Origin of the sequence: Paenibacillus sp. FSL L8-0158 (assembly GCF_038592965.1) — a bacterium.
GTDB lineage: Bacteria > Bacillota > Bacilli > Paenibacillales > Paenibacillaceae > Paenibacillus > Paenibacillus polymyxa_D.
In genome coordinates this window covers 2,856,435-2,877,358 of record NZ_CP151949.1, presented here as the reverse complement: position 1 = coordinate 2,877,358, position 20,924 = coordinate 2,856,435, and the positions used below count along the sequence as shown (strand labels likewise).

15 protein-coding genes and 1 pseudogene are annotated in these 20,924 nt (G+C 42.2%); 4 read left to right on the top strand and 12 right to left on the bottom strand.

From position 1 onward, the window contains the following. Positions 1-36 precede the first annotated feature (36 nt). The 4 genes from NSQ68_RS12680 (at position 37) to NSQ68_RS12665 (ending at position 4,935) form a co-directional block, all read left to right on the top strand. On the top strand, positions 37-726 hold the full coding sequence (locus NSQ68_RS12680; protein WP_069011459.1) for a metal-dependent hydrolase: 690 nt from the start codon (positions 37-39) through the stop codon (positions 724-726). Between the two features lie 260 nt (positions 727-986). Beyond that, positions 987-2,603, top strand: a complete 1,617-nt coding sequence (locus NSQ68_RS12675; RefSeq protein WP_342429011.1) for a spore germination protein — start codon at positions 987-989, stop codon at positions 2,601-2,603. 9 nt (positions 2,604-2,612) lie between these two features. Continuing rightward, positions 2,613-3,815 carry a Ger(x)C family spore germination protein gene (locus tag NSQ68_RS12670; RefSeq protein WP_342429010.1) on the top strand — a complete coding sequence of 401 codons (1,203 nt, stop codon included), beginning with the start codon at positions 2,613-2,615 and terminating at the stop codon, positions 3,813-3,815. A gap of 28 nt (positions 3,816-3,843) precedes the next feature. Then, positions 3,844-4,935, top strand: a complete 1,092-nt coding sequence (locus NSQ68_RS12665) for a GerAB/ArcD/ProY family transporter (RefSeq protein WP_029515315.1) — start codon at positions 3,844-3,846, stop codon at positions 4,933-4,935. Between the two features lie 7 nt (positions 4,936-4,942). Here the strand turns inward: NSQ68_RS12665 and NSQ68_RS12660 are convergent, their stop codons facing one another. From NSQ68_RS12660 to NSQ68_RS12605, 12 genes and pseudogenes are all read right to left on the bottom strand, one after another. Continuing rightward, the gene (locus NSQ68_RS12660) at positions 4,943-6,580 is read right to left on the bottom strand and encodes an alpha-glucosidase (RefSeq protein ID WP_342429009.1); all 1,638 of its coding nucleotides are present in this window, start codon (positions 6,578-6,580) and stop codon (positions 4,943-4,945) included. 64 nt (positions 6,581-6,644) lie between these two features. Continuing rightward, positions 6,645-7,538 (bottom strand): carbohydrate ABC transporter permease, encoded by an 894-nt coding sequence (locus tag NSQ68_RS12655; protein ID WP_342429008.1) that lies wholly within the window; start codon positions 7,536-7,538, stop codon positions 6,645-6,647. A gap of 13 nt (positions 7,539-7,551) precedes the next feature. Beyond that, a complete protein-coding gene (locus tag NSQ68_RS12650) occupies positions 7,552-8,466 on the bottom strand; it encodes an ABC transporter permease subunit (RefSeq protein ID WP_318628316.1) in 915 nt (304 codons plus the stop codon). Positions 8,467-8,527: 61 nt separating this feature from the next. After that, complete coding sequence (locus tag NSQ68_RS12645; protein ID WP_307347897.1) at positions 8,528-10,264, bottom strand: sugar ABC transporter substrate-binding protein; 1,737 nt, start codon at positions 10,262-10,264, stop codon at positions 8,528-8,530. A gap of 323 nt (positions 10,265-10,587) precedes the next feature. Then, entirely contained in the window at positions 10,588-12,246 is a 1,659-nt protein-coding gene (locus tag NSQ68_RS12640; RefSeq protein WP_342429007.1) for an extracellular solute-binding protein, read from the bottom strand. A gap of 47 nt (positions 12,247-12,293) precedes the next feature. Continuing rightward, positions 12,294-13,700: a response regulator gene (locus tag NSQ68_RS12635; RefSeq protein WP_307344925.1), complete on the bottom strand. Its 1,407-nt coding sequence runs from the start codon at positions 13,698-13,700 to the stop codon at positions 12,294-12,296. Positions 13,701-13,702: 2 nt separating this feature from the next. After that, positions 13,703-15,409, bottom strand: coding sequence for a histidine kinase (locus NSQ68_RS12630; RefSeq protein WP_307344923.1), 1,707 nt, complete (start codon positions 15,407-15,409; stop codon positions 13,703-13,705). 547 nt (positions 15,410-15,956) lie between these two features. Next, the gene (locus tag NSQ68_RS12625; RefSeq protein WP_342429006.1) at positions 15,957-16,289 is read right to left on the bottom strand and encodes a hypothetical protein; all 333 of its coding nucleotides are present in this window, start codon (positions 16,287-16,289) and stop codon (positions 15,957-15,959) included. Positions 16,290-16,550: 261 nt separating this feature from the next. After that, complete coding sequence (locus NSQ68_RS12620) at positions 16,551-17,258, bottom strand: response regulator transcription factor (RefSeq protein WP_307344915.1); 708 nt, start codon at positions 17,256-17,258, stop codon at positions 16,551-16,553. After that, positions 17,251-19,947 carry a sensor histidine kinase KdpD gene (locus NSQ68_RS12615; protein WP_342429005.1) on the bottom strand — a complete coding sequence of 899 codons (2,697 nt, stop codon included), beginning with the start codon at positions 19,945-19,947 and terminating at the stop codon, positions 17,251-17,253. Before NSQ68_RS12615 ends, NSQ68_RS12620 begins: the two co-directional genes overlap by 8 nt. 311 nt (positions 19,948-20,258) lie before the next feature. Next, entirely contained in the window at positions 20,259-20,492 is a 234-nt protein-coding gene (locus tag NSQ68_RS12610) for a helix-turn-helix domain-containing protein (protein ID WP_307344910.1), read from the bottom strand. 270 nt (positions 20,493-20,762) lie between these two features. Then, positions 20,763-20,879, bottom strand: a pseudogene (locus tag NSQ68_RS12605) (hypothetical protein); the annotation flags it as partial. Positions 20,880-20,924: the final 45 nt, after the last annotated feature.

Below are 20,924 nucleotides of genomic sequence, written 5' to 3'. Positions count from 1 at the left end.
ACCCGGCACCGCCGATTTGACCAAGGGGGAAGAAAAATGAAAGTATCTTATCATGGACATTCGGTTGTAAAAATCGAAACCCACGGCACAATTATTCTTATTGATCCTTTTATTACAGGCAACTCCAACACCGATCTGGAAGCAGCCGACGTGCAGGCTGATGTAATCCTTCTGACCCATGGCCACGGGGATCATGTTGGAGATACTGTGGAAATTGCAAAACGAAATGACGCGCTGGTAATCGCATCGGCAGAGCTAGCGGATGTTCTCAGTTGGCAAGGTGTACGAACCCACGCCATGAGCATTGGGGGAGCTTATCAATTCGAATTTGGAAAAGTGAAATTAACCCAGGCTTTTCATAGCTCAAGCCTTGTTAATCTGGAGACTAAAACAATCATCTATACGGGAATGCCTACAGGGATTCTGTTCACAGCAGAGGGCAGAACGATTTACCACGCAGGAGACACAGGTTTGTTCTACGATATGAAGGTGATTGGAGAACTCAGCAATATCGATTTGGCATTTCTGCCGATCGGAGACAACCATACTATGGGTCCAGAAGATGCTGCGCTGGCAACTGAATGGCTTCAAGCGAAACAAGTTGTGCCGATCCATTTCAATACGTTCCCTCATATCAAACAAGACCCTCACTACTTCGCTTCGCTTCTAAAGGAAGGGGTAGGGAAAGTGTTGGAACCGGGAGAAGGGCTGGAGTTGATTCCCTGAATCCATTCATAAGGATCAATTTATATAAGAATAAGTTGCTATTTTAAGGGTCTTTGCTTTAAGTCGCCGTCCGACACCTGCTAGTTGAATTTAGTTCTTTCCAAAAAAATCAAAAGTGGGCCCTCTCCTCTGTTGGACGGCGCCCGCTTTTGATTTTTTAGATTTTAATGGTTAACTTTGGAATCAACTGCTCTTAAGAAGTATATTTTAGGTCTTAGAGGATAAAATATGCTTTATCAATAAAGCAAGGGGGTTAACTTGTGTTGTTAGGTTGGTTTAGAAACGTTCTGAGACCTGAAAGAAGACGTAGACAAGATAGTGAAAAGTCCAATCAGCAAACAACTGACCCTATTAATCCGTCATTGCCCCAAACTCTGTCTTTACTCAAATCGAAACTCGGACAAGGTCCTGATTTTATCATTCGTAATTTTTCCGAAAATCCTGCCCATGTCGGTCATCTCGCAGTATGTTATATCGAGGGATTAATTGATCAAAACTTACTTTCCGATTTAATGGAAGGTTTAATTACAGAAAAACTCTCTGAATCTTCATCTAAGCTTGGTGAAAATAGCACGGTCTCTCTATTAAAGAAGACAATTCCAGCAGGAAATATTCAAATGATACATTCGCAAAATGAGGTATATCAAGCCATTCTCTCCGGGAATGCTGTCATTGTCATCAACGGAAACAACTATGCTTTGGCAGTTTCCATCGCAGGCGGAGTAAGACGGGCTATTCAGGAACCCAGTACTCAGACCGTAGTACGGGGTCCTAAAGAAGGATTTACAGAGGATGTCTCAACTAACATTACACTGATCAGAAGAAAATTGCGGACACCTGACCTTAAATTTGAAAGTCACGTTATTGGACGATATACACAAACTAAAGTCATATTAGCTTACATTGAGAATGTCGCTAATCCAGAAGTAATACGGGAAATTACAAAACGGCTTCAATCCATTGATACAGACAGCATACTTGAAAGTGGCTATATCGAAGAATTCATACAGGATGAACCACTTAGTCTCTTTCCCACCATGCTAAACTCAGAGCGTCCGGATACTGTCGCAGGTAGCCTTTTAGACGGACAAGTAGCTGTTCTGGTTGATGGGACGCCATTCGCTCTGATTGCACCTGTAACCTTCTTCAATTTCTTTCAAACGGCCGAAGACTACTACCAGAGATATGACATTTCAACTTTTTTAAGGGCTCTTCGTGTGGTATCTTTTCTAGTCTCATTGTTGCTTCCCTCTCTATTTATAGCCTTGACGACTTTCCAACAGGAAATGATCCCCACTACGCTGTTAATTACGCTGATGGCTCAACGGGAAGGAACTCCTTTTCCTGCATTAATTGAAGCATTAATGATGGAATTGATGTTTGAAGTGATTCGTGAAGCAGGTGTGCGAATGCCACGGGTCATCGGACCAGCCGTTTCCATTGTAGGAGCTCTGGTTATCGGGCAGGCAGCGGTGCAAGCCGGACTGGTCTCAGGTGCAATGGTTATCGTTGTTGCCTTCACTGCTATATCGAACTTTGTCATCCCGTATTTTGGTATGGCTTCAGCAGTCAGGTTGTTGCGTTTTGCACTTATGCTACTGGCGGGGGCTCTGGGCTTATTCGGTATTCTGATAGGAATTATCCCCCTTCTTGTTCATCTTGTATCTCTCAAATCATTCGGAGTTGGTTATTTTGTGCCCTACAGCCCCACCTTTAAATCTAATATGAAGGACCTTATCATCAGAGCTCCGTGGTGGGCTATGAAAGCCAGACCTAGCGAAAAATCAGGCCATAACCAGACAAGACAGGCAGCTCACCAATACCCTGCTAGTTCGGATGAAATCAAAAATAACGACAAGTCTGATACCCAAAAATAGGAGAGATCAATGGTGCGGCAATTAAGAGTTAGTTATGTTCTGTTTATTGCAGGGTTATTACTTACAGGGTGCGTAGATCGTACAGAATTGAACGAATTAGCCATCACAACAGCAACTGGAATTGATGGCCATAAGGGCGACTGGATCAATACCTATCAAATCATAATTCCATCAGCTATGACGACTGGATCAGGTGGTTCTTCCACCGGGGCATCGCAAAGCGCTGTACACACCTTTTCTACACATGGAAAAACATTGAGAGAAACCGTTACGAAGAGTAGCCTGGAATACCCGCGTAAACTATATTTTGCCCAAAATAATATACTCGTTATTGGAAAAAAAGCAGCAGAACAAGGCATTGAAGAGATTATTGATATTTACCTCCGCAACCTTGATTCACGAGAAACTGTAAAAGTATTCATTGCCAACGGAGAGGCTCGTGATTTTTTAAAAAAGCTTGTACCACCAGAGAAAATTCCTGGTCAAGCTTTAGAAAAGATTATAGAAAGAGATAGCAAATTAGGATCAATTTACCCCGCAATATCCATGTATGAATTTATTTCGAAAATTAGCTCCGATAGTGGCGCAGCCGGAGTTCCAGAAATATCTCTTGAGGGTTCAGAGCCGGAGAAACTAAACTCTGTTGATGTTTTCAAGGAAACCTCCGCCAAAAGTAAACTCAAGTTATCGGGTTTAAGCATTTTTCAGAAAGACAAGAGAGTCGGCTTCCTAAATGAAAAGGAAAGTATAGGGGTTTCATGGTTAAACAACCAGATTAAAAACACTACTGTAAACTATGTGGATGGAAATGTTACGTCCGCTTTCCTCATCCGGAAAGCCAAGATTAAGGCTACGCCAATCAAGAATTTAAATCATTATTACCTAAACGTTGACGTTAAAGCTACCGGTGATCTTCTGTCAGCCTCTTCCCAAAGAGAAATGAAAAATATGCAAAGTACACATCAATTGCAGATGCAAGCAGCAGAAACGATCAAATCGCAAATTCAGGAAGGCTGGAAAGCCTTACAGCAAAAGAATATCGACCTTATCGGTATTGGAAATAAAATTCATCACAAGTATCCAAAAGACTGGAAAAAAATAAAAGAGACGTGGCCTGGAGAGTTAGCAAACATGGATATAAAAATAGATGTAAAAATGAAGCTTGCACGTCCAGGATTATTCGAAAAATCTTTTAACGAACTGTTGAAATGAGATAAACAGGGAGAGGTGAATTGAAGCCATGCGTCAAAATAAAATCCGAGTATCCGAGTTGATCATTTGTATGTCTTTATTTGAAGTTGGAAGTACAACTTTGTTTTTAATGGGGGCTGAAGCAAATCAAGATGCTTGGTTAGTCATGTTGATAGGAGCTTTAGCAGGACTACTTCTGCTAAAGCTCCATCTTGTTATTCACTATCAAGATCCTGAATTAGATTTGTTCATGTTGTTTCGCCGTTACACTGGGAAATATGTGGGTACACTCATCAATTTACTTTTTGTGATGTATTTTACATATGAAGCTTCTCGGAACATACGCGATTTAGGCGAGGTGACAGTAATGACTTTGCTCCGCCAAACCCCTTTGTGGATCATCATCTTGATCACAATCGTGGTTGTATCCAACACGGTTCGTTACGGCTACAAAGCATTTTTCTTATTTTGCTTGTTCCTTTTCCCTTTTTTTGTACTTGGATACGCCATAATTAGTATATTAATTCCGGCAACTGGTCTCTTTCACTTGGAAAATTCCCTTCCAGTTTTAGAGGAAGGATGGAAACCCATATTTAAAGCCGCTATTCCTGAGCTTATCTCCTTTCCATTCGGACAAACTGTGTTATTTCTTGTATTTTATCCGCTTGTACATAAAGGCCGGAATCTCACAAAACCCGTTTTCTTTGCCTATATAATGACCGCACTTGCTCTAACATTTGTTAATCAATTGGATATTTTTGTTCTCGGACCCAAGATCGCCGCCAATAGCACACTTCCTCTTTTGGAAACCGTTCAGTTGATTGAATTAGCAGATCTGTTCGAACGAATGGATGCCCTTTTCACCTTGCTTCTTTTTCTTGGCTTGATCATCAAAATGTGTTTATTTTTTAACGGTGCAGTGATAGGACTTGAAAAAATAACCGGAGTCGGATTTAAAAAATGGATTCTTCCCCTTGCTGCACTTATTTACGGGCTTTCTTTTCTGTCGCCTAACTATACTCATCACATGGTAATCGGTCGAAAATTTGTTCTTAATTCCTGGTTTCCTATTTTTCAAATTCTCCTCCCTTTGTTACTTTTTGTGGTTATTGTCATCAAAAAAAGAAATCTAAAAAGCTGAGACCTTTTCATTTATTGAGTGTATCGATAAGGTACATTCTCGCTTCATAAGGGCGCATTTCTATTTCAGACATGTTACTTGGATAATTGGATATTAGCAGCTGCTTAGTCTCTGCCAGCTCTTTCTGAAGTGGGAGATGGGTTGTGTATTTTTGAAAATTACATACTACAAGTAGTTTGGCTCCTTTCAGCGTTCGAGTGTATGCGAACAAATCTTTATTCTCGGGATATATCAGCTCATAATCCCCATATATGATCACTTCATGATCTTTCCTTAATCGGATTAGTTTCCGATAATAATGGAATATGGATTCAGGGTTATTTAAACTTTCTTGTGCATGGATGTCCTTATAATTCGGGTTTACTTTAATCCAAGGATTCCCTAATGTAAAACCAGCGTTGTCGGAAGCGTCCCACTGCATTGGTGTTCGAGCGTTATCACGACCCTTTGCAAAGACTGACTCCATAACTTTGTCTTCAGGGTATCCTTTCTCAATTCTATCTTTGTAGAAATTTAGTAACTCAATATCCCGATAGTCTTCAATTGGATATTGAACATTCGTCATTCCTAATTCTTCCCCCTGAAAAATGTATGGTGTGCCTCGCATGCCATGAAGAAGGGTTGCCAACATTTTAGCCGATTCTATCCTGTATTCTCCGTCATCTCCCCAACGAGAAACGATCCGGGGTAAGTCGTGATTATTCCAAAACAAACTGTTCCAGGCATCCCCCTTCAGCTCTGTCTGCCATTTAGACAACACTTTTTTTAATTCTAGAAAATCTAGAGGCTTAAGATCCCACTTCCCTTTCCCCTCTTGTTCGTCCAAACTAATATGTTCAAATTGAAATACCATTGAGAACTCACTGCCGTCCGGGTTGCTATACAATTTGGCGATCTCTGGCGTAGCGCCCCATGTTTCTCCAACCGTCAGCAGGTCTCCAGCTTTTTGAAACGTCTCCTTGCTGAGTTCCCTGATATACTTATGCAGATTCGGCCCGTTGCTGGTAATTTTCAAATCTGGCTCTTTTCCGATTAAGTCAATTACGTCAAGCCGAAAACCGCCTACACCCTTGCTTATCCACCAATTGATCATTTCGTAAATCTCTTGTCGGACTTTTGGGTTTTCCCAGTTGAGATCCGGCTGTTTTACAGAAAAAAGATGTAAATAATATTGTCCTATCTCGGGTACCCATTCCCAAGCTGAACCACCAAAGATGGAACCCAAATCGTTTGGTGGCATTCCTTCAACGCCATCTCTCCAGACATAATAGTCATGGTACGGATTTTCTTTACTTTTTTTTGCTTCTTGAAACCATGGATGCTCATCGGAAGTATGGTTCAGCACCAAATCCATTATGATTCGAATGTCACGTTTCCCAGCTTCATGAATTAACATCCCCATATCATCCAAAGACCCGAACATCGGATCAATATCCCGATAGTCCGAAATATCATAACCAAAATCATCCTGAGGGGATTTACAAACTGGTGATAGCCAAATTGCACCGACACCAAGTTGCTGCAAATAGTCTAGACGGGAAACAATTCCTTTCAAATCGCCGATTCCATCACCATTACTATCTTGAAAACTCCGTGGATATATCTGGTATACAACGATTTCTTTCCACCAATTTTTATTTTCCATTGTTCATTACAACCTTTCCAATAGACGCATAGTGTTTTTATCTTAATCAAGTCACATCATACAATTACTCTTTTACCGATCCTACAACAATTCCAGTCACAAAATATTTTTGAAGCAGCGGATAAATGAGCAGTAGCGGGATGACAGCGACTACGATTTTGGCCGCATTTAGATTTTTGTTTGAAATTTCAGTCAGGTTGCTGAGTTGTGCTGAGTTGGTGCCGGATTGAAGAAGTTCGGCAATATTCACGTTAAGGGACTGAATATAAGTCATTAGCGGATAATTGCTGACTTGGGTCATATAGATCAAACCGCTAAAGAAATCATTCCACGTTCCCACGATACTGAATAGTGCTACCGTTGCCAGCGCAGGGATGGACACGGGAACATACACTTTGAACAGGACCTGGAGCGGATTCGCCCCATCGATGAATGCTGCTTCTTCTAGCGCCTTAGGTACAGCAGAGAAGAAGTTCATGACAAGGATGACACTGAATATAGGGACAGCTCCCGGTAGAACAAGCGACCAAATTGTATTAAGCATATCGAGGTTTTTGATCAGTAGATAACTCGGAATCATCCCGCCGCTGAACAGCATGGCAAAAATCATGATATTCATATAAATGTTTCTGCCCCTAAATTCCCTTTTCGACTTGGAGAGCGGGTATGCCATTAAAATAATAAGAATCATGTTGAGAATAAGTGTAAGCACAACACGTAGAACAGATATGCCAAAGGAACGCCAGAACTGAGCATCATCGATAATTTTCGTATACGCTGCTGTTGTAAAATTGACCGGTACGAGACCTACAGCATTAGCTGACACGGCCTCGCTGCTGCTGAATGAAATCGCAACGATATTCCATAACGGAAGAAGGCAGATCAATGCCAGAAATATGACGATGGCATTGATGACAAACCGGCCAATTCGATCTTTTAGTCTTACAGAATATGACATAGGCTTTGCCTCCTTAGAATATTTTTCGGTCGGTGTATTTCTTGGCCAAATGGTTGGCGGACAATAGCAAAACAATACCGATCACTGACTTGAACAGGCCAACAGCCGTACCGAAGCTATACTGTCGCCCAACGAGTCCAATCCGATATACATAAGTATCCAGAATATCTCCCGATTCATAGACAACCGGATTATACAGATTATAAATTTGATCAAAGCCGGCACTCAAAATATTGGTCAGACTCATCACTCCCATGAGCAGGATAATAGGCAGCATGCCTGGCAATGTAATATGCCATACTTTTCTCCACCAGCTGGCTCCATCCATTCCTGCCGCTTCATACAGACCCGGATCAATCGAAGTAATTGCAGCCAAATAGACGATGGAACTGTAACCGAACTCCTTCCACACGTCTGTCCCAATAATCAGCGGCTGGAACCAGGTGTTGCTGCCGAGAAAATTAATATTCTCCAGACCGAAAAAAGCCAAAATTTGATTCACAATTCCATCCAAACTGAACATGTTAACAACCACGGATGCTAGAACTACCCAGGATAGAAAGTGTGGCAGATAAACAATTGTCTGTACGGATTTTTTAACGAATTTGATGCGGATCTCATTTAACAAGATGGAAAAAATGATAGCCATCATTGTTCCCAATAGAATCTTGGCAATGGCAATCACCAACGTATTACTAAAAACCTGTGCGATGTCCGGCAGCTTAAACATATAAATAAAATGCTTCAGCCCTACAAATTTGGAGCCAAACATCCCCTTGGCTGGTATATAATCCTGAAACGCTGTAATGACACCGACCATCGGAATATAGCTGAATACCAGTAAAAATAAAATCCCCGGAAGCATCATCAAATGATACATGGCACCCGTGCCCAACCGACCTTTTACTCTATCATTTCCCTGTTTCATGGATGGACCCCTTTCCTGAAGAAAGGCTGCTATCGCAGCCCTTCTCGCAGTTCATGATTGTTTATTTTTCGGATGCAGCCTCGTCTTCAATTTCCTGAATTACCTGGTCACCACCTTGTTTCTTCCAATTGCTAACGAAAGTATCGAAGTAATCCAGAGATTCTGCACCAGTCACGATTTTGATGAAAGATTCCTGCTCCATCTTGGTCAGATTAGCCCATGTCTGTTTCATGCTTGGTGTAGTGCCAGAGAAGGCGGGTGTCATCCAAACGAATTTGTTTTCCCGTGTCAGTTTGTCGATGAGTCCCACTCCGTTGATACGCGAGTGATATTTCGCCCAGGCTGTTACGTTATCCGTATCCATATCGCTCAAGTAGGTTTGAATACTTTTAATATTGTTCTTTGATTCTGTTGTCCGGACCTGATCCAAACTAATCTCCCCTTTAATTCCGCGAACAATGTCAGAGTAATCATCCAGCAGCGAAGTAGCCGAGTTGACTTCAATATTAAAAGGTCTGGTAGAACCGTCTACGCCGTTCTCTTGATACTTGGCGGCTTCTGGCATAGATGTTTCTACATTTTTATCATTTGCCAGTTTATCGTAGAAAAGGTTTACTATTTTAACGGCGAGTTCCGGGTGTTCATATCCTTTTCTCACAACGATAAACTGATTGGCTGGATTGGCGTGTGCCACGTTTACCTTTCCGTCTGCATCCTCCAAAGTGTAAGCCGTGAATTTCGCATTCTTATCCATCTGCTTCACGCTGCTCAGACCCCAGTCAGGAATATGCCATGGTCCAAAAGCAATACCACTTTGGCCGTTGGTGTACAGTGCCGTAATATCATCAAATGTGCGGGTTCCAAATTGCGGGTCGATGAGGCCTCTCTTGAACCAATCTGCCATGACGCCTAACATCTGCTTGGTTTCCTTTGTTGTCGAGCCATAAACAACGCTGCCGTCCTTCCCCTTCATCCAGTATTGAGGGAATGCACCCTTGGTGGAAGCAACTCCCAGCATGGTATAGGCAGAAGCATTATAGTCACTTGTATTCAGGGTGTTCACAAAGGGAATACCTACCGGTTTCCCAGATTGGCCAGGATCTCTTTTCAGGAATTCCTCAGCCGTTTTCTCCACATCATCCAGTTTGATGGCCCCGTCTCCGTCTGCGTCAAGTTGGATTCCCAGTAGATCCAGCCAATCCTGACGAACCCAGACCATGGTGGGCGCGGAATCTAGGGAAGTAGCCGGAAGCCCCATTAAACGTCCATCTATCGTCGCACTGTCTAATGCACGGCCCTCATAAGAGTCGTAAATGTTCTTGATGTTATCTGTGGCATACTGTTTGTAAATTTCCGTCATATCTTCAATCAGATCATTATCAACCAGTTCTTTGAGTTCATCCTTGGAATCAACACGCATCATGTCAGGCAGTTCCCCAGAGGCGATGGCGAGAGAAACCTGACGGCTGTAATCTTCTCCGTTGGCTTCAAATTGGTCTTTAATCTTAGCGTTAAACGTTTCTTTAACCAACCGAGTATACGCGTTGTTCTCATACGTATCTCCAGCCGGCAGTTTCGGGTTGGCTGTAGTCACACGACCCATCGTTACGGTTATTTCGTCTTTATAGGCACTGAATGGGTCTCCCGGTGTTGCCTCATACTTGCCCGCTTCCTCCGCAGTGGGAGGATTGGAGGAACCCCCACAGGCTGCAAGGGTTGAAATCACCAGGGCAGACATCGACAGCGCAGCCAGACGTCTCGTCAACATTTTGCTTTTTATGAACCATTTAGTTCTCATCACATTCGATTCCCCTTCGTTATGAATATTTCTCTATCATTGTTGTTTGCGCTTTCATTATATAGCTCGGAGAAGACAAATCGAGATAGGGATTGAACGTCTGTTTGGATAGAGAAATGTATGCGGTTTCATTCGAGAACATAAAGCCAGAGTTGGCTTGTAAGCATTTATCCTACCTTTCGACATACATTTGTCTATCCTTACTTACTAATCAAAGTGAAGAACAAAAAAACCGGCAGCTCCTGTAACAGGAATCGTCGGCTTGATTAATGGAATTATAAAAGTGTCTTATAGAATTTATCGTATCACATTCATGATGGTCTTCAGCGATGATTATGGGGTGCAGTCACCTCCACAGTCACTTGATCGCCCCCTTGTTCCTTCCATTCCTCGACAAATTGATCAAATGAATCAATCGGTTCAGCGCCTAAAATAATTTTTAAAAATGTATCATGTTCCAGTTTTGATAGTTCACCCCACGCCTTCTCCATCGCTGGAGTTCGTATATAGGTAAGGCTTCGAACTTTATGAATGTTTGGATCGAAAAAATTTCTTCCGCCTACAAGAAGCGAATAACCCCGCATAAAGCTGTCGCTGTGTACATTCCAATAGGAAATACCATATTGATCATAAGGCTTCAATTTGGTTTGTTTTATTGTCGAAACCAAGTTTTCCAGCAATTTGTATTCAGACTTGTCCTTGAAATCGGCGGGTGTTTTGGTTCCCATCAGAATATCCTGCGCGGCCTTCGATTCATATCGTGCTTCATCTGCCGGAGCAAAGAAATTGCGGCCCAGCATAAAACGCGTACCGTACTTGAACTCATCACGAAGGTACAGATTGTTAATTTTAATGATCGCTTCGGGATGAGCATACCCTTTTCGTACCACCAAGAATGAACTTGACGGATTATCCACCTTCACATGGTATGCTCCGTTTGCATCCAGCGGGAGTGTGTATGCTTGCCAGTTAGCCTCCGGCTCGTTCTGCCAAGCGCTCGGAAGGGGCCAGTACCCAGCATAAAAACCTTGAAAGAACATCCCCGCCTGACCGTTAATAACTGTTTCTTCCGCTTCTTTGCGGATACCCAGTTCTGGATCGAGAAGACCTTTGGCGTACATTTCACGCAGTTTGACCAAGGCGTCCTTCGTTTCCGGTAGAACCGAACCGTATACAGGTTTTCCATCTTTGCTCAGCCAATATCCCGGGAAAGATCCATATGCTGCGAAGATTGGGGTTAGATCAAAAGAAAAAGCACTGTTGTTGAAATCGTTATACAGTCCAGTGCTTGAAGCAAGGCCAATCGTATCCCGCTTACTGTTTCCATCTGGGTCATTCTCCACAAAGGCCTTGGCGATAGCTTCCAGATCATCTACCGTTTTCGGCGGCTTCAGTCCAAGACGATCCAGCCAATCCTGTCGAATCCAGAGCATGCTGAAGTCTTCCGCTGTCACAGAAGGAACAGCCATTATCTTGCCAGCGAAGGTCACTTGTTCTATAGCCAATCCGTTTGTGCTATCAATAATTTTTTTTATTTCCGGTGATGCGCTATTATTGTATGCCTCGGTTAGATCTTCAATTTCTCCAGCCTTGATCATCTCGTTCAGCTGCAGCTGATTTACAATCATGGCATCCGGCAGATCATTGCTGGCGATAGCCAGGTCGATTTTCTGACTCAGATTTTCCTTCGATACCTGCCATAATACCTGGACATCAATGTTAAGGTTTTGTTTAATCACCGTTTTCCATATATTCTTCTCAAGTGTTTCTCCTCCGGAGAGATCCGCGCCTGTTGGGTCTACCGCATATCCCAGTCGGATGGAAACGGGATGTTCATATTTCCCAAATGGATCGGCAGCGGCAGTGTCCGAGATTGTTTTCGTTGGTCCCATTGGCGATTCCCGGAAGTATGGTTTGCTGAAATATACGGTCACTGCAATTAAGCTGACGACAAGAACACATGCAGCCATCTTCTTAATCATCGCTTTCCCTTCTTTCGCCCGGTTTATTGGTCATCTGGGAGAGTACGCTATTTATCCCCTCTGCCGAGGTGTCGATATTCGCTTGGCAGCAGACCTGTCAATTCGCGAAAAATTCGGCTGAAATATTTTTCATCCGTATAACCCACTCGCTCCGCAATCCAGAAAATCGTGTTGTTTGTATTCAATAAATACTCTTTAGACTTCTCTATTCGTATAAATCGGGAGTACTCATTAAAGGTTTTCCCCATCAGATCCTTGAAGCATTGACTAAAATAGCTTCGGCTGATGTTCAGTTGCTGGGACAGACCTGAAGCTGTAAAAGCTTGATCCAAATCATTTTGCATGATCATAATCGCTTTTTTCACGGCGTCTACAATTTCCTGTGAATACGAAGTCTGTTCATCTGACTTACGAATGCCCACAGAGGTCTGCTTGATCCAATCTTCTACCTCATACCAGGCTTGAAAAGAATGGATCATTGAGATTCTACCCAGCGTAGTTTGGGCAAAAAGGTGATTCCATTCCATAACTATAGAGTATAGTAATCCCATCAGCTGGCCTTTATGCAGTCTTAGTGATTTGAGCTGTTCAATCAGTTGGTTGTAGTAACTGTCGTTGTGGGTCCATGGTGATAGGAACCAACTTTGCTTAATACGATCCATGTCTTCATCCTTCGGTTCTATTGGAAAAGAGTCCTCTACATTCATCGAAACGACAATGACAGGATCATAAGGATCGTATGCATAGAATAAGGACGTTTCTGTATAATTCATAATCCAGTTTTGGATTTGCGACCATGTTCGGCCTTGTACATCGGACATAACCAGCAAGGCGCCTTGGGGAACTTGATCCAGGGATTCTTTCAGTTTATGGAACAGCTGATCCTCTACGTCCATGGATGCCGCCCACATCCAGCAGTTCCGTTCAACCTCCCATCGGATCTCGTCTACATTGGATGTCAGTTCAATCGGCCAGCTCTGTCCTGACTTGCGGTCCAGTGAAACAAGTGCATACACATGGCGATAATGGACATTGGTCTCACTTAGCAGAGGCAGCTTTCGTCTCGTATTCGCCAGCTCGTCAATCCGGGTATGTATTCGATGCAGCACGTGTTCGAATTGCTCCTTCTCGAGCTGAACTTTGGCTATATAGTCGATGGCCCCAAGCCTAAGCGCTTCCTGGATATAATCGAAATCTTGATGCAGTGTTAATACGACAATATGTAGTTCTGGATAGAGCTGTCTTGCAGCTCGCATCAGTTCAATACCTGACATCACCGGCATCGCGAGATCCGTCAACATCAGATCGACCGGTTGGGCTTTCAGAAAATCCAGTGCTTTCAACCCGTTACTTGCTTCTCCTACAACCTCCATATTGAACTCGTTCCACGGCATTGCGGAGCTTATTCCTTTTCGTACTAATTTATCGTCATCCACTATCAGTACCTTAATCATCCTCAGACATCTTCTCCTTTGATAGGAAGTATGAGCAGTATACTTGTCCCTGTACCCAATTCACTTTCGATCACCAGTTGTGCTTGATCTCCGTACTGTGCCCTCAACATGCGGTGGACATAATTGAGTCCGATGCCCATCCCTACTTTTTTATGTTCAGTTATACGATTGTTCAGAAGTCTTTGAATCGCTTCCTCGGTCATGCCTGCTCCATTATCCTGTATTAAAATATTCAGCGTTTTGGCAAGTGTAACTTCAATTTGAATAAAACCTTCGTCACTCAGTCCATGATAAAGTGAATTTTCAACCAACGGTTGCAAAATAAAACGAGGCACAGGTATTTGAAGCACTTGATCATCCGCTGAAATACGCACGTCAAATTCAAAGTCATATCGAATTTGCTGCAGGACCAGATACTGTCTTAGCGCATCAATTTCCTCTTCCATCGTGGATACTTGCCCTAATTTACCCAAATTGTAATACAACAGCTTGTTTAAGGATTGCACCAACTTGTCAATCTCCCCTTGTCCGTTCATGACGGCCAGCCAGTGCACAGTATCCAGCGTATTCATCAGAAAGTGAGGATTGATCTGATATAACAATTTTTCCACTTCCAAATCTGCACGAATCTTCTCTTTCTGCTGCACTTCCTTGAACAGGTCGCCGATTTGATGTTGCATATTTGAGAATTCCCCCAACAGAAAGTCAAACTCGGGAATTTGAGTGCGGGTCTGGCTGCCTGCCTTTTGTGGATTCTGAGACATTCCGTTAATTTCCGAATGGAACAGACCGAGTGGTTTGTAAACCATCTTCCACAGAAGCCAAGCCAGAAATACGGTAAAGCCGAGAAAAAATAAAGCGACCAATAATATTTGAAGCAACCACTGGTTTTTCTCCTGTTGATACTTAGCCTGCGAAATTACCGATATGACGCTCCAATTCTGACTGGAGTCCTCCTTAAACCAATGGTAATCACGGGATATTCCATCTTTTGCAGTATCTTTCGATATGCTGGAGAAATTCTCTCCGACCTTCATCGCTTCTGGAATTTCACTGTAAACAATGTTGCCCTCACCATTCAGGATTAAATGCGATAACGCTCCTTTGTATTGATTGTAACCCAGTATATCCTGTGTAAGGCGAAAGCCGGATTCGACGTAAATATATACATCGTCCCTTTGAGGCAGCTGTACCTTTCGCATAGCAGATAAAACGAGCTGATCATCAAATCGGTTCATACTCATATGGGGACCATAGTACGCAATGCCATATGATTTGGAAAGCACAGGCAAAGACTCGGGAGAAAAACGATCTTTGATGGGAAAGTTAGCGAACTGTGTAGTGCCTTCTTTCTGGAAATAGTATAAGGTCAGACCTATATTCGGATTAGTAAACGTTACGACATTTAACTCATTCTTTAATTCATCTCTAGCCTCAATTAATTCAAAAATATTGGAGGAAGGCTTCAAAACTTCATCCAGTTTTTTACCTAATGTACCACTATATGATAATTGCTGAGTAACATGATTCAGGTTGGTAATTGAATTTTCCAGTGATGAAGTTACCTGCTGTAGATTGCTCCTAATTCCATCATTGATTTTATTCGCAAAAATGGAATCAATAGTATAGTAAGAAATTGCAAATATACTGATAAAGGGAATAAACGCGCTGAGAAAAAACAATAAAAAGATTCTTTTTTTAAGTGTCATTCCGACCCATTCTCCTTAGGTAAATGAAAGAGCAAGCTCCTGGTTATGAAGCTTGCTGTTTATGAACAACAGCTCTATCAATTATCGTCTTCCTCATAGGTAGCGACCTATTTGAAAATTGGCGACATTTTAATCCGATTCAGGTTGGAAAAAACAGGATACTTCCTTCTCGGTGAGGTCCAATTCTGTTCATAATTATAGATTGATATTCAAATATGTCAAACGCTTTCATGGAATTCATAGAACTTATTCTCCCTTCCTCTTTGCATATATGACTTGCCGTTTTTAATTGCTTATTGTAGTTGAATTTTTTGCATGTAAAAAAGGCTCACTCCGTCTTCAACAAGTGGAATAAGCCTTCTAAGCTTCCAATAACATTTTTTACTCCTGAATCTTACAAATGTTGTTACTGATCAGGATTGGATGCCAAAGCAACAAATAATTTTTCTTTTTCACTCCGTGCTTGTAGAAATTGTTCCCGGCCAGATTGGGGCAAACACCAGGTAACGTGGCCTGACGATTCATATTTTTTTCTTCTTTCTGACGTTTAGCTATAAACCTCTTGTTCCAGCACCCGATTTACAGCGTTGATAAAGGCAAGATAACCACCATCGGTATCGTTCCGATGAGGAAGAGCCAAAAGCATTGTCTCTTCAATCTGGTTATCGTCTAACTCATAGCTGTTTGTCAGGATTTCTCTGATCTCATCGACGGGTGTACCGAGAGCAAACTTCTGAGCTGCTTTATAAATATCATAGTTCTCATAGATATCCTTCCGTGTCACCTTCTGCAAATCGATAAAATCATATATTTTTTTAACGAAATACAGCACCGCCAGCACAATTGAGATCAGACCCGCAATTGTTAAAATTTCATTCATTCCCCATACCTCTTTCCCTTTCACTCAGTTGACAGCTTAGCCGATGAAACAGACGAACAAGGTAGTGCCCATCTCACATGCCAAACCTCCTTATCCTCTTTACTTCCGAGTTCAGCGTAACATTTTCACCATTAGTTTAGGATTAGGGTTTTCATATAGGTATAAAGATCACCTTAAGATTTAGATGACAGATGAAAAATAAAGAGACCATGCTCCAAAAGAGCATGATCTCCTCTAATTACATCATTATGATATTATTACCTAGCTTTCATCTCCAACCTGAAGCATACGGTAACCAACTCCGATATGTGTTTGAATAAACTTAGTTTGTGATGATGTTTTTTCTATTTTTTTTCTCAGCGTTGCCATAAACACACGCAGGGCAGGAATGTCATAACTGTGGCTGCCCCAGATTTCATGCAGAATAAAATTATGGGTCAGTACTTTGCCTACATGTTTTGCCAGCAGGCAAAGCAGTTTATATTCGCTTGGGGTCAGGTGAATTTCTTCTTCACCAATCCATACGCATCCTGCAGCATAATCAATTTTCAAATTTCCATTAATAAAGCTGGAAGCATCCTTCAGGAGCTTATCACTATCATTTCGAATTCTTCGTAAACTGACTCGAAGTCTGGCCAGCAGTTCTTCTACACTGAAGGGCTTTGTTAGATAATCGTCCGCTCCGGCATCCAGCGCATCAATTTTATCCCGATCTTCGCTGCGTGCGCTGACTACGATAATAGGCATATTCGACCATGCACGAAGCTTTTTTATGATATCTACACCGTCCATATCCGGCAGCCCCAAATCCAGAATCATTAGATCCGGCTGCTTGGATACTGCTTCTAAAATCGATGCTTCCCCTGTTTCAGCCGTATGATATTTATACCCCTGTGTCTCCAGCGTTGTCGTAATCAGCTTGCGGATGGGTTTATCGTCCTCCACAACAAGAATAAAAGGTTTATTCATGAACATTCACTTCCTCAGCTTGCAGGGTAAAATAAAAAACCGTCCCTTTAGGGACATTGTCCTTAACACCAATAGTACCTCCATGAGCATTCACAATTGATTTGCACAGAGAAAGCCCCAATCCTAATCCACGACGTCCGTCCCCATGAATGTTGTCTGCCGTATAAAACATCTCAAACAGTCTAACCTTGACTTCTTCTGAAGAAATACCGGGTCCATTATCTGAGATTTCTACAATGACTATATGTCTCTCGCGTCTTGCAGAAATTGTGATGTGAGAGCCTTCTTGGGTATACTTGATTGCATTATCAACCATATTGATCAATACCTGAACAATAAGTCGGGAGTCCATTCGAGCCATCATCAATTCATCATCCAGTTCCGTCTGAATGACATGCTTCACACTGTTGCGGTTCACATGAAGTAGAGCCTCCGAAATGACTTCCTCCATTAATTCTGCCTGAAAATTAAGATTTAGAGTACCACCTTCGATTCGACTAATGGACAGCAAATTTTCTACCAAATTGATTAACCACATGGAATCGTCATATATATCGGTATATAGACCTTTTTTCTGTTCCTCGTTTAGTACCTCTGAGTTTCCAAGAAGAACCCCCGCATTGCCTGAGATGCTGGTAAGAGGAGTGCGTAAATCATGAGAAATGGACCGAAGCAGACTGGCACGGAGTTGCTCCTGCTGGATTTGCATGGAGATCTCTTGTTGTCTTTCGTTCAGTTTTTCTTTCTCCAGCGCCAGCGCGCATTCTCCCAGCATGGCAAGCATTAGGCTATTTTCAAAAACTTCTAAAGGTTCTTCCTGATCCATTACAATAGCTGCCACCGCAAGAACCTGATCTCCTCCACGCACCGCATGATACAGACACTTAGCGCCAAAAAAAGTATCCGTCGTAGCTCCTGCACGCTTGTTGTTTTTATACACCCACTCTGCAACTGCACGTTCGTTGCCTCCTGTGTAGACCCCTGGATCAACTGCAGATTCTTTCTTTGGAAAAAACTGCGGCGCCGACAGTTCCCCTTGGTCAACTGAATAGAAAATGACCATTCTGTCCAACAACTTCACCATTTGATGCGCCATTTCATTAATAATAGCCGGAGAGTCTTTGGCCTGTTGCAATTTCCGGCTTGATTCCAGAAGCACCTCGGTACGGTAAGCTTTTTGCGCGGACTGCCGAGCCTGCTCTCTAACTCGCATAGTTAGTGTACTCGTCATGAAAGAAGCAGCCAGCATGACCAGAAAGGTGACCGGATAGCCTGAATCATAAGCCTGTAAAGAATAATAAGGCTCGGTAAAGAAATAATTAAACACAAGTACACTCATAACCGAAGAAATGGCGCTATACATTCTGCCCTTGGTCACAATTGCATTTAACAAAACCCCTAGAATGTACACGGTGATAATGTTAGCTTCTCGGAATTCCAAATACTTAAACCACAAGCCAATAATTGTGCACACAGTCAAGATAACAATGGTCTTGATAGTATCTGCCAACGACAGCATTGGGTATTTTTCGTAAAAAGGCAATCTTTTATAGAAGGAGGACTGGGTATAGGGGATAATATAGATTTCAATATTAGGAAGCAAGGCTGTTAGTTTATCCATTACATTGGAATTTGCAAGCCCTCTCCTCTTGTAAGGGGAGCGTCCTAGGACAACTTTCGATACACGGCTTGTTTTGACATATTCGGCAATCTGTCCTGGAATATCGTCTCCATACATCGTTGCGATTTGTGCACCCATTTGCTCAGCCAGCCTAAGGTTTTCCCTTAACTCCGCTTTATTTTTTGATGTCAATTCTCTCGCTTCTGGTGTTTCCACAAACAACGCGGTGAAATGACCATGAAAAGCTACCGCCATTCTTGCTGCTGTTCGGATCACTTTCTTATTGGAAGCAGTCGAAGACAGACAGACCAAAATATGTTCTTTCGTATCAAATTCATTTGTTATCGCCTGCTCACTGATTTGCTCCGCGATTCGGTTTAACTGACTTGCTGTATTACGCAAAGCAATTTCACGTAGAGCCGTCAGATTCTCCTTGGTAAATAAATGAGCCTGTGTATTCTCCTCCTCAGGATAAATCTTTCCCTTATTCAAACGTCCTATTAAATCATCCGGTTCAATATCGACTAATTCCACCTGATCAGCACTGTCAAATACACTGTCCGGTATGCGTTCGTTAACAGAAATGCCAGTAATGGAGTAGACAATATCCGTTAGGCTTTCGATCTGTTGAACATTCATCGTCGTATATACATGAATTCCTGCGCGAAGAAGCTCCTCCACATCCTGATATCTTTTTTTATGTCGGCATCCTGCCGCGTTCGTATGGGCCAAATCGTCCAATAAAATAAGGTCAGGACTTCTCTGGAGCGCTTGGTCCAGATCAAATTCCTTAGTAGAGGATTCTTTATTTGAAATTTTAATGTAAGGAAGAAGTTCAAGTCCTTCCAACAGCGCCGCAGTGTATGGTCGGGCATAATGTTCAATATATCCAACTACGATATCTATACCCTCTTTTTGCTCTTCGTGGGCGTCGCTAAGCATTGCACAGGTCTTCCCAACACCTGGTGCATATCCAACAAAAACCTTCAGTCTTCCTCTTCTTTTCCTTACCGGCAAGTCAGTAATTCGATCAAGTATGGACCCGGCATCGTTCTGTTTTGCTGCCATCCTGTGCCCACCCTCTACTATATTCTCTCTCAATCCTTAGTATATCATGAGCAAAATCAGTACCGTATTACGAATTTGCCTACAGCATTAAGATTGCATTAAGATTCACTCTTATGTAATAACATCCTTAAAGAAGACTCAAAATCCTGAGTCTGTCCTAGCTTTCTCAGTGGAAGGATAGCAGCACAAAATAATATAAAAAACTTTCTCAAGCTGGTTAAGTACGAATTTTAAATAATTTCCTTTTTTTTAAATACAGTCAATTTTCCCTGCTTGCAAAAAAATCAAGATTGCACGTTGCTGCAATCCAGCTACAGCGTATTAAGGTTGTGGGTTTCCACAATTATTTCAATGAGCCGGTTCAGCCTTTTCTCATATACACAGCATAGAAGATTGAAAAACAAGGATTCTTTCGTTTTAAAATATACATATAAAATGCCTTTGGACATTTTCATTTCCTTCGCAATATCCGACATTTTAATCTGTTCATAGTCTGAAGAATGAAACACTTCCGTTGTCTGGTCCAAAATCGCTTGAGCCTTCAAAGCTTTGGCTTCATCTGTCATAGCACGTCAATGTTGTTGTCCCCTTTTAATTAATGACCCTTAGTCATTTACAATTGATCCTGAGTCATTTGTAAATAGGGTAAAGAATTTATTTCAAGAAGTAATACTACTCTGACGTTCAGGCAGGTGCTTTAATTTTAGTGTAAACTTGGCTCTTCATTTCGGATTTGCTTGCTCTCTCTTAAAAGTCTATACAACAAAAAAAGCCGCCAAAATAGCGACTTTCAATAGGACTATGTTCTTGTCCCTCGACAAATGCTGATCTGAACCGCCAAGCTCAATATTGCATTCCAAAACGACCGAGCCGTAACCTTGGATTAGCGGGTAAAAGAATTCATGCAATGAGATAGGTTTCCCAAAAGCAATTCATACAAGCCGCTACCCTGGACCTCCGGCCAAGCTGTATTTTCT

What these genes read in the sequence shown, in the direction of transcription:
- NSQ68_RS12680 (WP_069011459.1), top strand. Translation starts at nt 37, where the DNA reads ATGAAAGTATCTTATCATGGACATTCGGTTGTAAAAATCGAAACCCAC.
- NSQ68_RS12670 (WP_342429010.1), top strand. Translation starts at nt 2,613, where the DNA reads ATGGTGCGGCAATTAAGAGTTAGTTATGTTCTGTTTATTGCAGGGTTA.
- NSQ68_RS12665 (WP_029515315.1), top strand. Translation starts at nt 3,844, where the DNA reads ATGCGTCAAAATAAAATCCGAGTATCCGAGTTGATCATTTGTATGTCT.
- NSQ68_RS12660 (WP_342429009.1), bottom strand. Translation starts at nt 6,580, where the DNA reads ATGGAAAATAAAAATTGGTGGAAAGAAATCGTTGTATACCAGATATAT.
- NSQ68_RS12655 (WP_342429008.1), bottom strand. Translation starts at nt 7,538, where the DNA reads ATGTCATATTCTGTAAGACTAAAAGATCGAATTGGCCGGTTTGTCATC.
- NSQ68_RS12650 (WP_318628316.1), bottom strand. Translation starts at nt 8,466, where the DNA reads ATGAAACAGGGAAATGATAGAGTAAAAGGTCGGTTGGGCACGGGTGCC.
- NSQ68_RS12645 (WP_307347897.1), bottom strand. Translation starts at nt 10,264, where the DNA reads ATGAGAACTAAATGGTTCATAAAAAGCAAAATGTTGACGAGACGTCTG.
- NSQ68_RS12640 (WP_342429007.1), bottom strand. Translation starts at nt 12,246, where the DNA reads ATGATTAAGAAGATGGCTGCATGTGTTCTTGTCGTCAGCTTAATTGCA.
- NSQ68_RS12635 (WP_307344925.1), bottom strand. Translation starts at nt 13,700, where the DNA reads ATGATTAAGGTACTGATAGTGGATGACGATAAATTAGTACGAAAAGGA.
- NSQ68_RS12630 (WP_307344923.1), bottom strand. Translation starts at nt 15,409, where the DNA reads ATGACACTTAAAAAAAGAATCTTTTTATTGTTTTTTCTCAGCGCGTTT.
- NSQ68_RS12625 (WP_342429006.1), bottom strand. Translation starts at nt 16,289, where the DNA reads ATGAATGAAATTTTAACAATTGCGGGTCTGATCTCAATTGTGCTGGCG.
- NSQ68_RS12620 (WP_307344915.1), bottom strand. Translation starts at nt 17,258, where the DNA reads ATGAATAAACCTTTTATTCTTGTTGTGGAGGACGATAAACCCATCCGC.
- NSQ68_RS12615 (WP_342429005.1), bottom strand. Translation starts at nt 19,947, where the DNA reads ATGGCAGCAAAACAGAACGATGCCGGGTCCATACTTGATCGAATTACT.